15 protein-coding genes are annotated in these 15,254 nt (G+C 32.5%); 2 read left to right on the forward strand and 13 right to left on the reverse strand.

From position 1 onward, the window contains the following. Positions 1-170: 170 nt before the first annotated feature. Positions 171-1,511: an Nramp family divalent metal transporter gene (locus tag F1592_RS10210; RefSeq protein WP_053017971.1), complete on the forward strand. Its 1,341-nt coding sequence runs from the start codon at positions 171-173 to the stop codon at positions 1,509-1,511. A 57-nt stretch (positions 1,512-1,568) separates the two neighbouring features. Here F1592_RS10210 and F1592_RS10215 read toward each other — a convergent pair whose 3' ends face one another. From F1592_RS10215 to F1592_RS10275, 13 genes are all read right to left on the reverse strand, one after another. Beyond that, positions 1,569-2,054, reverse strand: coding sequence for a DUF4064 domain-containing protein (locus F1592_RS10215; protein WP_053017970.1), 486 nt, complete (start codon positions 2,052-2,054; stop codon positions 1,569-1,571). A 141-nt stretch (positions 2,055-2,195) separates the two neighbouring features. After that, positions 2,196-3,398, reverse strand: coding sequence for a lipoteichoic acid stability factor AuxB (auxB, locus tag F1592_RS10220; RefSeq protein WP_149809524.1), 1,203 nt, complete (start codon positions 3,396-3,398; stop codon positions 2,196-2,198). Positions 3,399-3,470: 72 nt separating this feature from the next. After that, positions 3,471-4,544: an ABC transporter substrate-binding protein gene (locus tag F1592_RS10225; RefSeq protein ID WP_149809523.1), complete on the reverse strand. Its 1,074-nt coding sequence runs from the start codon at positions 4,542-4,544 to the stop codon at positions 3,471-3,473. Beyond that, positions 4,541-5,353, reverse strand: a complete 813-nt coding sequence (locus tag F1592_RS10230) for an ABC transporter permease (protein WP_037535611.1) — start codon at positions 5,351-5,353, stop codon at positions 4,541-4,543. Before F1592_RS10230 ends, F1592_RS10225 begins: the two co-directional genes overlap by 4 nt. Further along, complete coding sequence (locus F1592_RS10235) at positions 5,350-6,162, reverse strand: ABC transporter permease (RefSeq protein WP_053017967.1); 813 nt, start codon at positions 6,160-6,162, stop codon at positions 5,350-5,352. The genes F1592_RS10230 and F1592_RS10235 overlap by 4 nt, the downstream gene beginning before the upstream one ends. Next, complete coding sequence (locus tag F1592_RS10240; RefSeq protein ID WP_037535605.1) at positions 6,155-7,249, reverse strand: ABC transporter ATP-binding protein; 1,095 nt, start codon at positions 7,247-7,249, stop codon at positions 6,155-6,157. Before F1592_RS10240 ends, F1592_RS10235 begins: the two co-directional genes overlap by 8 nt. 15 nt (positions 7,250-7,264) lie before the next feature. Next, positions 7,265-7,804 carry a helix-turn-helix domain-containing protein gene (locus tag F1592_RS10245; protein WP_011276130.1) on the reverse strand — a complete coding sequence of 180 codons (540 nt, stop codon included), beginning with the start codon at positions 7,802-7,804 and terminating at the stop codon, positions 7,265-7,267. Positions 7,805-7,974: 170 nt separating this feature from the next. Continuing rightward, the gene (locus tag F1592_RS10250) at positions 7,975-8,247 is read right to left on the reverse strand and encodes a UPF0223 family protein (protein ID WP_053017966.1); all 273 of its coding nucleotides are present in this window, start codon (positions 8,245-8,247) and stop codon (positions 7,975-7,977) included. 188 nt (positions 8,248-8,435) lie between these two features. After that, positions 8,436-9,842 carry a dihydrolipoyl dehydrogenase gene (gene lpdA, locus F1592_RS10255; RefSeq protein ID WP_149809522.1) on the reverse strand — a complete coding sequence of 469 codons (1,407 nt, stop codon included), beginning with the start codon at positions 9,840-9,842 and terminating at the stop codon, positions 8,436-8,438. 3 nt (positions 9,843-9,845) lie between these two features. Further along, positions 9,846-11,147 (reverse strand): dihydrolipoamide acetyltransferase family protein, encoded by a 1,302-nt coding sequence (locus F1592_RS10260; protein WP_149809521.1) that lies wholly within the window; start codon positions 11,145-11,147, stop codon positions 9,846-9,848. A 202-nt stretch (positions 11,148-11,349) separates the two neighbouring features. Then, complete coding sequence (locus F1592_RS10265; protein WP_149809520.1) at positions 11,350-12,327, reverse strand: alpha-ketoacid dehydrogenase subunit beta; 978 nt, start codon at positions 12,325-12,327, stop codon at positions 11,350-11,352. A gap of 3 nt (positions 12,328-12,330) precedes the next feature. Further along, the gene (gene pdhA / locus F1592_RS10270; protein ID WP_011276135.1) at positions 12,331-13,443 is read right to left on the reverse strand and encodes a pyruvate dehydrogenase (acetyl-transferring) E1 component subunit alpha; all 1,113 of its coding nucleotides are present in this window, start codon (positions 13,441-13,443) and stop codon (positions 12,331-12,333) included. Positions 13,444-13,615: 172 nt separating this feature from the next. Next, on the reverse strand, positions 13,616-14,239 hold the full coding sequence (locus tag F1592_RS10275; RefSeq protein ID WP_037535598.1) for a YkyA family protein: 624 nt from the start codon (positions 14,237-14,239) through the stop codon (positions 13,616-13,618). Positions 14,240-14,369: 130 nt separating this feature from the next. Between F1592_RS10275 and def the strand changes: the two genes are divergently transcribed. After that, a complete protein-coding gene (gene def, locus F1592_RS10280) occupies positions 14,370-14,921 on the forward strand; it encodes a peptide deformylase (RefSeq protein WP_037535596.1) in 552 nt (183 codons plus the stop codon). Positions 14,922-15,254: the final 333 nt, after the last annotated feature.

The following is a 15,254-nucleotide window of genomic DNA, read 5'->3' on the forward strand; positions in this document are numbered from 1 at the left end:
CAAAAAGAATTTCATTATGAAATTCTACAAGCTAAGCGAGCTGGGGAAACAACGATATAAATTTTGAAAATATTATTTCTGTCCCACTTTTTTTTACACCCAATTTTATTAGGTTGACCTAAAAATAAAGTTAGATTATTATAAAATATATTAGTTTAAGGAGTTTTTTCATGGGTGTAATAGACAACAAAGGACAACGTAGTTTAGATGAAATTAATAGCACAATCGAATTTAATGGCTCGCAACGTACTAGTCAGAAATTTTTAGCTTTTCTAGGACCAGGTTTACTTGTAGCTGTTGGTTATATGGATCCAGGAAATTGGATTACATCAATGCAAGGTGGCGCACAATTTGGTTATACTTTATTATTTGTAATTTTAATATCTAGCTTATCAGCAATGTTGTTACAAAGTATGACTGTTCGTTTAGGTATCGCTACTGATAAAGATTTAGCACAAATGACTCGTCATTATTTAAACAAACCAACTGCAATTATATTTTGGGTGATTGCTGAACTTGCAATCATTGCCACTGATATTGCTGAAGTAATCGGAAGCGCGATTGCTTTGGATTTACTTTTTAATATTCCTTTAATCATAGGTGCTTTAATAACAGTTTTTGACGTATTTTTATTACTTTTTATAATGAAATTTGGTTTTAGAAAGATTGAAGCAATCGTCGGTACTTTAATCTTTACTGTACTAATGATTTTTGTATTTGAAGTTTACATTTCATCTCCAAATTTAATTGAAATACTTAACGGATTTGTTCCACATTATCAAATTATTGCTAATCATAGTATCTTGTATATTGCATTAGGTATTATTGGCGCTACAATTATGCCTCATAATTTATATTTGCACTCATCAATCGTGCAATCACGTAAGTATAATCGCCATAGCTTTACTGAAAAAGCCCAAGCGATTAAATTCGCAACAATTGATTCTAACATTCAATTAAGTATCGCATTTATTGTAAATTGCTTACTACTTGTTCTAGGGGCTGCTTTGTTTTATGGCGTCAATTCAAATAGCTTAGGTGGTTTCTATGATTTATATCAAGCTTTAAGAACACAACCTGTATTAGGTGTTGTAATGGGAAGTATAATGAGTACACTATTCGCAATAGCATTATTAGCATCCGGTCAGAATTCAACAATCACTGGTACACTCGCAGGTCAAATAGTTATGGAAGGATTCTTAAAACTTTCTATACCAAATTGGATGAGACGCTTAGTCACAAGAAGTTTGGCTGTCATACCTGTTTTAATATGTCTTGTTATTTTCCGGGGCAATGAGTCTAAAATGGAACAATTGCTAGTATTTTCACAAGTGTTCTTAAGTATTGCACTACCTTTCTCATTAATACCTCTGCAATTAGCCACAAGTAATGAAAAATTAATGGGTCCGTTTAAAAATAAAAAGTGGGTTAATATATGTGCTTGGGGTTTAATCATCATATTGAGTTTCCTAAATATTTATCTAATAATAGAAACCTTTAAAGAATTATAAAAAAATCTAACGATTTAGCATTATAAATGCTAAGTCGTTAGATTTTAGTTTTATATTTTAATAAATATATGGATCATCTTTCTTACGTTCATTATATGATTTTTCAGTTTGCCATTCATCCATGTTTACTTTTGTTGATTTAGGTTTTTGTTTAGGTAGATTAGGATCCTTTTTAACAAATAACATGATTGCTACAACTATCCACAATATTCCTGCAATTAAACTCATATTAAATATACCTACTAATGCTGCGACAATTAAAAGACAACCTGCTAAAATAGGACGACCTTTAATGATTAACATACCAATAATGCCTAACAACGTTGAAAAGATTAATGTTCCCATAGAAAAAGCCATAGCAAAGTTGACCATTTCAGGTGTAACTTTAACATCTTGATTTCCAAATTGTTTTAGCATTTGTTGATATTGTTCAGTATTATTGTTATTACTAACCATTAAGTAAGATAGTGATGACATAATTAAATAAATAATACTTAAACCACAAGCAATCCATCCAAGAATTAACTCTACTTTTCTACTCACTTTCTTAGCCTCCATTATTAAAGTATTTAATTAAATCATACTAAAATTGTAATCTGTTTGCGACTAACTTCATGAATTAAATTGTGGATATTGACACAAAAACGGTTAAGCCATATATGACTCAACCGTTTTAAATGTATATTAGTTTTTATTATCTTCTTCTTGGTTGTTGACGTCTTTCTCTGATTCGATGTCATCTTTATTCAAGATTTGTTTACGTTCTTCATAGTTCATACGACGTTGACTAACAGCACTTGGTTGATTTTTACGACGCTCTTTCATACGTTGATTATAAGCTTTGCGCTTTTCTTTTTTCTTAGCTTTAATTTCAGCTTTTTCTCTCTTACGTTGTGCTTTTTCTTCTCTTTTATCAACTTTTGGCTCAGTATCTACTACATTTTCAGCAAAATCGTAAGACTCTTCATCACTAGTGTTATCAAATTGTGATTTTTTATTCGCCTTTTTGTTGTATTTAGCCTGTCTAGAGAGTACTCCCGTTGCTTCAGCATCATCAGCATCCGATGGATACTCTCCAGTAATTGCACGTTTTGGATATTGATTATATTTATCTTCCTCAGTATCAGTTGCTAAATCTTGCTCTCCATCATTACGAATCGTTGTTTCATCGTAGTTGTTATCTCGATAATTACTATCGATATCATTATTGTAATAAGGCTTTTTACGACGTGTACGACGTTCAGATTTTTTGGTTTTACGCGGTGATTCAACATAATCTTCATCATAATCATTATATTGATTATGATCGTCGTAATCATAGTCATCATTAATATTTCTATCAGATCCATAATAACGATCATCATATTCATCTCTAGGATAATATTGATTTTCATAGCCGTGTGATGGACCATACATAGGCACTGTTTCGACCTTGCTCTTCCTTACAAACATCATGATTGCAATAATAAAGAAGAAAATAGGAATGATTAATGTTACGAATAATAATACTAATGGCAATGTAATAGTTGAGGCAATTAAAAACAAGAATCCAGAAAGTATTCTCATATTCATAGATATAAGTGCTAAAAATGAAATAAGCAAACACACTATGAAATAAACAATAATTGCCCATACACCATTTTGTAACCAAATTACAAATTGTGTTGTATTTAAACTATTATTTGTTAAAATTTGCTGAATTAGTTCATTACTATTCATTGAGTTTTCAAGATTTTGAATTGATGTATCATTACTAAATGACACGAGTGCAATAAACATTGTAATAACCGTCAATATAAGTAAGAAAATCCAACTAAACCAACCTAAAAGTTTTTCAGTCAGACGACTCACAGGCCGTTTGATTTGCGTGTAACGTTCTCCTGACATGTATTACAACTCCTTATTTTACTTATCAAATAATTATATCTAATTCATTATAAAATAACTACTATTTATAGTCTATTTTAAAGACATTTTAAAGTTTAAGAAACTTTCGTTATATTCTCCTAAAGTTTTAGGACCTAAATCTTTATAGACTTCTAATCGTGATTGCTCTTTTTGAGTAGGATAGAAACGATGATCATCTCTAACTTCTTTAGGTAACAACTGACGAGCCGCTTTATTAGGTGTAGCATATCCGACCCATTCTGTATTTTGTTTATTATTTTTAGCATCAAGAAGGAAATTCATAAATTTATAAGCCCCTTCTTTATTCTGAGCGGTTTTAGGAATAACCATATTATCAAACCATAGGTTAGATCCTTCTTTTGGAATAACATAATTATATTTGTCACTATCTTGTACTAAAGGAGCTGCAACACCACTCCATACTACTGCAATATTCCCCTCATTTTGTTCAAGCATCATTGTGACTTCGTCTCCAACAACGCCACTAACCTGTGGTGTAAGGTGATTCAAATCTTTCTCTGCTTCTTTTAAATGACTTGGATTTGTATCATTTAAACTATATCCTAATTTGTTCAAAGCTAATCCCATAATTTCTCGTGCACCATCAACTAATAAAATATCGTTTTTATATTTAGGCTGATATAATGCTTGCCAACTACTAAAGTCTTCATTTGGGTAAACCTCTTTATTATATAAGATGCCTACAGTACCAAAGAAATAAGGTAGTGAATACTTATTATGTCTATCATATGACATGTTCATGTAATCAGAATCTAAATTTTTTATATTTGGAATTTTACTATGATCTAGTGGTTCCAATAAATTTTCACGCTTCAATTTCTGAACGGTATATTCACTAGGAAAAGCCACATCATAGTGGGTTCCACCATTTCTAATTTTAGCTTCCATGGCCTCATTAGAATCAAACGTTTCATATATAACTTGAATACCTGTTTCTTTCTCAAATTGTTTAATTAAAGTGGGGTCTATATATTCTCCCCAATTATACACGTATATCTTTTCACCAGTACTAGTATTATCCTGCGATTTAAACCAGTGACTTATACCTAAGCATATTAATCCAACGACAATTGCTCCTAATATTAACTGTAAAAATTGCTTCACTGATTTACACCTCGCTTAGTTAATTGTCGTCTCTTAACTGTATGTTGTATTGCATAATAACCAACAATCCCTAATACAATAGCTGCAAATAAAATAGTTGAAATTGCATTTATTTCCATACTAATACCTTTACGTGCCATAGCGTAAACTTCTACAGATAATACACTAAAGCCATTACCGGTTACAAAGAAACTTACTGTAAAATCATCTAAAGAGTATGTTAGCGCCATAAAGAATCCACCTATAATTGAAGGCATTAAATTAGGTATTAATACACGTCCAAGTATTTGTGATTCCGTAGCACCTAAATCACGTGCAGCATTTAAAATATTATTATTCATTTCATATAACTGTGGTAACACTACGATAACTACGATAGGAATGCAAAATGCAATATGCGACGCTAACACTGTTCCAAAACCTAGTCCTAAACCAGTTAAATGCCCTATTGCTGTAAACATAATTAAAAATGAGGCACCAATAACTACATCAGACGAAACCATTAGCACATTATTAAGCGTTAATAATGTTACTTTAAATTTTTTATTTCTTAAATAATATAATGAAATGGCACCAAATGTTCCTATTATGGTAGAAATTGCAGCTGCTAATAGCGCAACTGCTACCGTATTAAAAATTACAGACATCAGACGATCATTCTGAAATAGACTTTGGTAATGTTCCAAAGTAAAATGCTCAAAATGAATCATATTTCCCGCTGAATTAAATGAATAAAACATAAGGAAAAATATCGGAATATATAATATAGCTAATAAAATGCCAATATATAATTTTCCATACCACTTCATTTAATTCTCCTTCTTTCGTCCGTAGATTTCGATTTAGTAATGATTAAAATAAATGCCATAAATACAATCAAGAATATGGCGATTGTAGAACCCATACCGTAATTCTGAATAACTAGGAATTGTTCTTCAATCGATGTACCAATATTGATAACTTTATTACCTGCAATTAATCTTGTAATCATGAATAGCGATAATGCTGGAATAAATGTTACTTGAATGCCTGTCATGACACCTTCTTTAGTTAGAGGTACGATAACTTTTCTAAATGTAGTAAATGGACTAGCCCCTAAGTCACTAGAAGCTTGTAATAAATTATTTGGGATAGCTTTCATACTATTAAATATAGGTAAAATCATAAATGGTATATAAATATAGCTTGCTACTAATAAAAATGCACCCGGTGTAAATAATAGATTAGCCGAAGGTAAATGAATAAAATTTAGAAATCTATTTATTAAACCCTCATGGCTTAGTAAACCAATAAAAGCATATGTTTTAAGTAATAGATTTATCCACGTCGGAATAATTAAAATGAGCAACCACATATTTTGGTTTTTTGACGAACGAATAAAATAAGCAGCAGGGTAGCTAATTAATAGAGTGATTATAGTAATTAATGCTGCGTAAAAAATCGAATCCCACATCATTTTTAAATATTTCATCGATAATATTTGTTCATAGTTTGTCAAACTAAAATGACCATTTAAATCAGTGAATGAGAAATATACAAGTAAAATAACCGGCACTATTATGAATAACACCATCCATAATAAATATGGAATGATTAGCACTTTATTTATATTACGCATTGTCAAACTCCTCATAACTTTCAATACGTTTATCAAATTCCTCTTCTGTTTCACCTGGAACCATGATGTGTATTGCCTCAGGGTCAAAATAGAGTCCTACTTCGCTTCCAACTTCTGCTTTTTTAGTTGTCTGTATGACCCATTCATATCCTTTTCTATCAATGCAACAAATTTCATAATGAACGCCTCTAAATAGCATTGAATCAACAGTAGCTTTAAATAACCCTTTGTCTGCTTCTATTAATGAAATATCTTCAGGTCTAATGACGACTTCGACATTTTTGCCTGAGGGTATACCAGCATCTACACATTCAAAATCTTGACCATATATATTTACTACGAAATCCTCAACCATTTTACCCTCAACAATATTGGATTCACCTATAAAATCAGCTACAAAACGATTGACCGGTTCATCATAAATATCTGTAGGTGTACCAAATTGTTGAATTTTACCATCTTTCATAACAAATATGTAATCACTGAGCGCTAATGCTTCTTCTTGATCGTGAGTAACAAATATGAAGGTAATTCCTAAACGTTTTTGTAATTCACGCAATTCATACTGCATTTCAGTTCTTAATTTTAAATCCAAAGCAGATAGAGATTCATCTAATAATAAAATTTCTGGCTCATTAACTATTGCTCTTGCGATAGCAACGCGTTGCTTTTGACCGCCACTCATTTCATTAATATTTCGTTGTTCATACCCTGATAATTTTACTAGTTTTAATGCATCTATTACTTTTTTATCAATATCTTTTTTGGAATGCTTTTTCAACTTTAAACCAAAAGCAATATTGTCATAAACATTTAAATGCGGGAATAAAGCATAATCTTGGAAAACAGTGTTTACCTTTCTTTTATTTGCAGGTAAATCACCTATTGATTTATTTAAATATATAATATCTCCATCATCTGGTTGTTCGAACCCAGCTATAAGTTTTAATATTGTGGTTTTACCACAACCTGAAGGACCTAGTAATGTATAAAAATGTCCTGACTCAATCTCTAAATCCATTTTGTTTAATATCGTTACATCGTCAAAACCTTTTGTCACACCTTTAAAAGATAACAATGGCTCCATTACTATACTCCCCCTTTATAAATATGATGCTGTCGCAACAATTAAAATTTCAATTTCATCGGTTGTTTCATTATGTAATTGATGTATTTCATTAGCCCTAAAATATAAAACATCTTGTTCATTTGCCTGATATCGTGAATTTCCTAATGTAAGTGTTACACACCCTTTTAAGCAATAAATAAATGTATCTGACTCAGATGGATCAAAATGTTTATAAGACGCACCTGGTTTTAATGATAATATGAGCGGTTCCATTTCAAATTCATTAGATTTCATTACCAACCAATTAAGTACATAACCTCTATCATATTCGTCATAAATAGTTCGTTCATTTTTAGTGTATAGCACTTTTTCTTTTGACTTCTCTTTAAAAAAATCACTAGGAGAAGTACCTAACACTTCTAGAATATTTAAAAATGTTTCCATACTAGGAGAAGCATGTTGACTCTCAATTTGAGATATATACCCTTTTGATAAATCTGTTCGTTCTGCTAGCTCTTCTTGCGTTAAATTCTTTTGACGTCTTAAATTACGTAATTTATTTCCAATTTGCATCGCTAATCACCTTAAAAAAGCTATACTTTGTTTAGTAATATTAAACATTTTGTTTAATGCTTAATAAAAGTAACAAAATATAGCTTTAACTTCAATACTTTTTTGAAATTAATTAAAATTAATGATGTAGATATTATGATTTTTAATAATTAACGTTAAATCGTTATAAGTTATTTTGCACTGAATGTTGTTAATTCGGGATTATTCTTTACTTCTTGTACAACTTTATAACTATTATAATTACTTTTTTCTTCAAATTCTTTAAATAATTGCTTTTCTTCTGCTTTGCCGGGAACAATTTCTTTGAATCGTTTATAATGATTCATTAAGTCTTGACCGTTAACCGAGTTTTCATAATAATTTTCAATTTTATTAAAGAAAGCAATCACATCAACCATTTCTTCATTAGACCAATCTAAGTCTAGTGGATATTGGTATTCCATTTTATTCCTCCATTCATTGTATTAGCTATTAGTAATCTATTACCCTTTTTTGGTTAAATAATTATAAAAAAGGGGTGAAACTAAGTTCAAACATGAACTTGAGTTGCACCCCTCTTGGATGTCAAATAACCTCAATCAAATCTAATTAAAGTTATTCGATCTATATAGTTAGTCAGTTTGACTAAAAATTACATTGTGTGGATTGGCATTCCAATTGCTTTTTCAGCAGCTTCCATAGACATTTCACCTAATGTTGGGTGAGCATGTACTGTTAATGCGATATCTTCAGCATTCATACCAGCTTCGATAGCTAAACCTAATTCAGAAATGATATCTGAAGCGCCATTACCGGCAATTTGTGCACCGATAACAGTATCGTCTTCTTTAAGTGTGATAAGTTTAACGAAACCAGTTGTATCATCTAATGATAAAGCACGGCCGTTACCAGCATAAGGGAATTTAGAAGCTTTGTAGTCTAAACCTTCTTCTTTAGCTTGTGCTTCTGTGTAACCTACTTGAGCTAATTCTGGTTCAGTGAAACATACAGCTGGCATACCAATGTAGTCTACTTCTGATGCTTGACCAGAGATAGCTTCAGCAGCTACTTTAGCTTCATAACTTGCTTTATGAGCAAGTGGTAAACCAGGAACGATATCACCAATTGCATAAATATTGTCGATAGAAGTACGGCTTTGTTTATCTACTTCTAATAATCCACGATCTGCGAATTTAAGTCCTAACTCTTCTAAACCTAATTCGTCTGTGTTTGGACGACGACCAACAGTTACTAATACATAATCAGCTTCGATAGTTTTTTCTTCACCTTTAGCTTCATAAGTAACTTTAACGCCCTTTTCAGTTTCTTCAGCATTTTTAGCCATTGCTTCAGTAATGATTTCAACGCCTTTTTCTTTCATGCCTTTTTTAACTGGTTGAACCATTTGTTTTTCGAATCCGCCAAGAATTTCTTTAGCGCCTTCTAAAATTGTAACGTCTGAACCAAAGTTAGCAAATGCAGTACCAAGTTCTGAACCAATGTAACCGCCACCTACAACGACTAATTTACCTGGAACTTCTTGTAGGTTTAATGCACCTGTTGAATCGATAACACGTTTACCAAATTCAAAGTTAGGAATTTCAATTGGTCTAGAACCTGTTGCGATAATAGCGTGTTTGAAATTGTAAGTTTGTGCACTTTTTTCATCCATAACGCGTAAGCTGTTATTATCAACGAAATAAGCTTCACCTTTTACAATCTCAACTTTATTACCTTTTAATAAGCCTTCAACACCACCAGTTAATTTGTTTACAACTGATTTTTTGAATTCTTGAACTTTGTCGAATTTAAGTGATACGCTTTCAGCGATAACACCTAAGTTTTCAGAGTGTTGAGCTTCTACAAAGCGGTGTGAAGCGTGTAATAATGCTTTTGAAGGAATACAACCAACGTTTAAGCATACGCCACCTAAGTTACCTTTCTCAACGATAGTAACTTTTTGTCCTAATTGTGCTGCGCGAATTGCTGCAACATATCCACCAGGACCTGCTCCGATTACAATAGTATCTGTTTCAATTGGGAAATCTCCAACTACCATGTTTTACCCCTCCATTAATAATAATTCTGGATTATTTAATAAGCGTTTGATGTGATTCATAGCGTTTTGTCCAGTTGCACCATCAATTTGTCTGTGGTCAAAGCTTAATGATAAAGCTAATACTGGAGCTGCTACGATTTCACCATCTTTAACGATAGGTTTTTGAGCAATACGGCCAATACCTAAGATAGCTACTTCTGGGTGGTTGATAACTGGAGTGAACCATTGTCCACCAGCTGAACCGATATTACTGATTGTGCATGTTGCACCTTTCATTTCATCAGATGTTAATTTACCATCACGAGCTTTAACTGCTAATTCGTTGATTTCATCTGAAATTTGGAAGATTGATTTACGGTCTGCATTTTTAACTACAGGAACTAATAAGCCTCTGTCAGTATCAGCAGCAATACCAATATTCCAGTAATGTTTGTGTACAATTTCGCCAGCTTCTTCATTGAATGAAGTGTTAAGTGCTGGGTATTTTTTAAGTGCAGAAACTAATGCTTTAACAACATAAGGTAAGAAAGTTAATTTAGTACCTTGTTCAGCTGCAACTTCTTTGAATTTTTTACGGTGATCCCATAAATCTTGAACATCAATTTCATCCATTAATGTTACGTGAGGAGCAGTGTGTTTTGAGTTAACCATTGCTTTCGCAATTGCTCTACGCATTGCTGGGATTTTTTCAGTAGTTTCAGGGAAGTCTCCTTCAGGTACTGATTGAGTTTGAACTGCAGAAGTATCTTCTGATGTTGAAGCAGCTGCACTTTCATTTGATGTTGTTGCTGCTTGAGCACCGCCACCATTTAAGTGGTTATCGATATCTTCTTTAGTAATACGACCATTTTTACCTGAACCAGCTACTGCTTTGATGTTAACGCCTTTTTCACGTGCATATTTACGAACAGATGGCATAGCTTTGATTTGTCTATTTTCATCTACTTCTTCATCTTGTGAAGCTGATGCTGCTGGTGCTTCTTCAGTTTTAGCTTCTTCTTGAGCTGGTGCTTCTTCAGATGAAGCATCGTCATCGTGACCACCTTTAAATTGCATATCTTCTGCATCAGGTGCATCGATTTTGACAACAACATCACCTACAACTGCTACAGTACCTTCGTCAACTACAACTTCTTCAACAGTACCGCTAACAGGAGATGGGATTTCAACTACAGATTTGTCATTTTGAACCTCTGCTAATACATCATCTTCTTCAATTGTATCTCCGGCTTTAACAAACCATTTTACAATTTCACCTTCGTGGATACCTTCACCAATGTCGGGTAATCTAAATTCAAATGCCACGTTCTTGTCCTCCTAGATTTCTTATTCATCATTTAATAAATTTATAACATAGAGCAAGGACAGAATAATTTGAAAGCCTAAACTCAAACTATTTTGCCCTAAATCTCTAGTTTACACTTACTTATTCACACATAGAGTAAAAAGTAAACATTTTACTTACTTCCTATAAGTCTGCTTGCTAGCTAATTGATAAGCTAAAATATTAGAATTCTAAAGTTGCTTTAGCTTTTTCAATGATATCGTTTTTGTTTGGTAACCAAACATTTTCAGCTTGTGTAAATGGATATACTGTATCAGCAGCAGCCACACCAGCGATTGGTGCTTCTAATGAAAGAATAGCACGTTCAGCTAATTCAGCAGCTACAGTAGCACCAACACCAGCTTGACGTTGAGCTTCTTGAACTACTACAGCACGGCCAGTTTTTTCAACTGATGCAACTAAAGTATCGATGTCGATAGGTTGTACAGTACGTAAGTCAATAACTTCAACTGAGTAACCTTCTTTTTCTAATTCTTCAGCAGCTTTTTCAGATTCTTGAACCATTGCACCGTAAGCGATTAATGTGATGTCGTTACCTTCTTTTTTCACATTAGCTTTACCGATGTCAATTGTATATTCTTCTTCAGGAACTTCTTCACGGAATGAACGATATAATTTCATATGTTCCAAATATACAACTGGGTCATTAGATCTGATTGATGAAAGTAATAAACCTTTAGCATCATATGGACCTGAAGGAATAACTACTTTAATACCAGGTGATTGAGCTAAAATACCTTCTAAGTTATCAGCGTGAAGTTCAGGAGTATGAACACCACCACCGAATGGTGCACGGATTGTAACAGGTGCTACTTTTGAACCACCTGAACGGAAACGTGTACGAGCAATTTGACCTGCAACTTCGTCAAATACTTCAAATACGAAACCAAGAAATTGGATTTCCATTACAGGACGGAAACCTTCAACAGTTAAACCAAGAGCTAAACCACCGATACCTGATTCAGCTAATGGTGTATCGAATACACGGTCTTCACCGAATTCTTTTTGTAAACCTTCAGTTACACGGAATACACCGCCGTTAACACCAACGTCTTCACCGAAAACTAATACGTTTTCGTCATTTTGCAATTCAGTTTTAAGCGCATTATTAATCGCTTGAACCATTGTCATTTGTGCCATGGCTTATTTCGACTCCTTCTCTTTGTAAATTTCATATTGTTCAGCTAAGTTTTGAGGCATATCTTCGTACATGATATCCATTAAGTCAATAACTGTTTGTTTTGGAGTATTATCAGCCTCTTTGATAGCTTTCTTGATGTCGTCTTTAGCACGTTCAATAACTTCATTTTCTTTTTCTTCGTTCCATAATCCTTTGTTTTCAAGGAATTTTCTGAAACGAACTAATGGGTCTTTTTTCTCCCAATCTGCATCTTCATCTGAAGTTCTATAACGAGTTGGGTCATCTCCAGCCATTGTATGTGGACCATAACGGTAAGTCATAGTTTCAATTAATGTTGGACCTTCACCATTAATAGCACGATCACGAGCTTCTTTAGTAGCTTGATATACAGCTAATGCATCCATACCATCAACTTGGATACCTGGAATACCTACTGCAATAGCTTTTTGAGCTAATGAAGTTGCTGCTGTTTGTTTACTACGTGGTGTAGAAATAGCATAGTTATTGTTTTGGATAACAAAAATTGCTGGCGCTTTATAAGCAGAAGCAAAGTTGATACCTTCATAGAAGTCACCTTGTGAAGAACCGCCGTCACCAGTGTATGTGATAGCAACTGCTTTTTTACCACGTTTTTTAATACCGAATGCTACACCAGCAGTTTGAATGTATTGAGCACCGATAATGATTTGTGGACTGAATGCATTAACACCTTCAGGGAATTGATTTCCTTTGAAGTGTCCTCTTGAGAATAAGAAAGCTTCAGTTAATGGTAAACCATGCCAAATGATTTGTGGCACATCACGGTAACCAGGTAAGATGAAGTCCTCTTTTTCTAAAGCATATTGTGAAGCTAATTGAGAAGCTTCTTGTCCAGCTGTAGGCGCATAGAAACCTAAACGTCCTTGTCTGTTTAATGAAATAGAACGTTGGTCAAGAATACGTGTCCATACCATTCTTTCCATTAATTCTACTAGTTGTTCATCAGTTAAATCAGGTACTAAGTCTTCATTTACGACATTACCATCTACATCCAAAATTTGAACCATTTCAAATTTCGACTGAGTATCATTTAATACTTTTACTGCATCGAATTGGGCTTGTAACTTAGGAGCCATTCAATTCACCATACCTTTCCCATATAATAGAAATTCATTTTATCCTCTCATAGTGTACCACAATTTATTTATACTGTTAAATATTTTAGTAAAGTTCTGTATTACTAAAAAAGATACAGTTTTTTACAACTGTATCATTCCAATCAACTAATCTGTACTAATGCTTATATTGCTACAGATTATCAACATCTTGTTTTTCTTTATTAACTGTGTTCATAGCTTTTGAATAATCTTTAAATTTATTTTGGAAATTCTTCTGAGCTTTATTCAATGCATCATTTTTTTCATCAACTTGCGATTGAGTTACACCATCTTGTTTAATAAGTTCGAACAAGTCTTTTTCTTTTTCCAAGACATTTTTATACGCACTTGCATATTCATCATGAACTTTATATTTATTTTTTACAGCATCGTCTAATTGTTTAACTTCTTTTTTCTTATCATCACTTTTAATTTCATCAATATGTGACTCGCCTTTTTTAAACTGTTTTTCAGAATCATTTAAAGTTGATACTTCTTTATCGAATGTTTCTTGTCTCTGTTTGATATTTTCAAGAATATCATCAGCAGCTTTCTTACGAGTATCCTCGTTATCACTATTAGCTTTTTTATATAAACCTTGCTTCTTTTCCTCAAGTGAGTTTAATTTTTTGCTAATGCTATTGATTGATTGCTCTTTATCAAAAGCTTTTTGAATATTTTCATTATACGCTTTAACTTCTTTTTTATCTGTTGTACAGCCTGCTAATAAAATAGTTGATGCTGCTACTACCGCAACTGTTTTACGTAATTTCATTGAGTGTAAACCTCCTAGTAGTCATTCGACTGTAATAATATAGAATTATACTTTATAAATCAAATGAAATAAGATAATGTACTTATTATTCATTTTTCTGTTATATTTTATTGTAAGGAAGGTGTATGACATGTTAACAATGAAAGATATTATAAGAGATGGTCATCCTACGTTACGTGCTAAAGCTGAAGACGTAAGTTTGCCTCTTTCTGATGAAGATAAAAGTACATTAAAAGAAATGCGTCAATTTTTAATTAATAGTCAAGATGATGACATTGCAAAAAAATATGGTTTACGTTCTGGTGTAGGTCTAGCCGCCCCACAGATTAATGTTTCAAAACGAATGATTGCTGTCTATTTACCTGATGATGGAAATGGAAAAGCTTATGACTATATGCTAGTTAATCCTAAAATTATGAGTCACAGTGTTCAACGTGCTTATTTACCTACTGGAGAAGGTTGCTTAAGTGTGGATGAAAATATCCCTGGTTTAGTTCATAGACATTTCAGAGTAACAATTAAAGCGTTAGACATTGATGGTAACGAAGTTAAATTGAGATTAAAAGGTTACCCAGCAATTATATTCCAACATGAGATTGATCATTTAAATGGTGTTATGTTCTATGACTATATTGATCAAGATAATCCATTAACTCCACTACCTGATTCTGTTGAAGTATAACTTTTAACAATTTTATTTGCTCAAACTATTTTCAATGATGGAACTAGTTTGAGTTTTTTATTTGTATTATGGCTGTTAAATTGAATTTATTACTTTTAATAATTTTTAAAAAATATATAACGTTGATGAAGTAATGAAGAGATATAAACTGCTTTATTTATTTATATACATAAGGTAAAATGAGTAGTAACTGAAATCTTAGTTTAACGCTAATTTTCAAATAATGAACGACATTAACAATTACCTTAGTGAAAGCTTGAGAGTCAAATTTACAAGATATTTATATGAATGTATATCACTAGGTCGACAATCATCAAGTGACTTTAAAATCAT

Source organism: Staphylococcus sp. GDX7P312P (assembly GCF_008385775.1).
Classification (GTDB): domain Bacteria; phylum Bacillota; class Bacilli; order Staphylococcales; family Staphylococcaceae; genus Staphylococcus; species Staphylococcus haemolyticus.

Excerpts from the sequence above, each read along its gene's own strand:
- F1592_RS10210 (WP_053017971.1), top strand. The coding sequence starts at position 171 with ATGGGTGTAATAGACAACAAAGGACAACGTAGTTTAGATGAAATTAAT.
- auxB (WP_149809524.1), bottom strand. The coding sequence starts at position 3,398 with ATGTCAGGAGAACGTTACACGCAAATCAAACGGCCTGTGAGTCGTCTG.
- F1592_RS10230 (WP_037535611.1), bottom strand. The coding sequence starts at position 5,353 with ATGAAGTGGTATGGAAAATTATATATTGGCATTTTATTAGCTATATTA.
- F1592_RS10235 (WP_053017967.1), bottom strand. The coding sequence starts at position 6,162 with ATGCGTAATATAAATAAAGTGCTAATCATTCCATATTTATTATGGATG.
- F1592_RS10240 (WP_037535605.1), bottom strand. The coding sequence starts at position 7,249 with ATGGAGCCATTGTTATCTTTTAAAGGTGTGACAAAAGGTTTTGACGAT.
- F1592_RS10245 (WP_011276130.1), bottom strand. The coding sequence starts at position 7,804 with ATGCAAATTGGAAATAAATTACGTAATTTAAGACGTCAAAAGAATTTA.
- F1592_RS10250 (WP_053017966.1), bottom strand. The coding sequence starts at position 8,247 with ATGGAATACCAATATCCACTAGACTTAGATTGGTCTAATGAAGAAATG.
- lpdA (WP_149809522.1), bottom strand. The coding sequence starts at position 9,842 with ATGGTAGTTGGAGATTTCCCAATTGAAACAGATACTATTGTAATCGGA.
- F1592_RS10265 (WP_149809520.1), bottom strand. The coding sequence starts at position 12,327 with ATGGCACAAATGACAATGGTTCAAGCGATTAATAATGCGCTTAAAACT.
- pdhA (WP_011276135.1), bottom strand. The coding sequence starts at position 13,443 with ATGGCTCCTAAGTTACAAGCCCAATTCGATGCAGTAAAAGTATTAAAT.
- F1592_RS10275 (WP_037535598.1), bottom strand. The coding sequence starts at position 14,239 with ATGAAATTACGTAAAACAGTTGCGGTAGTAGCAGCATCAACTATTTTA.
- def (WP_037535596.1), top strand. The coding sequence starts at position 14,370 with ATGTTAACAATGAAAGATATTATAAGAGATGGTCATCCTACGTTACGT.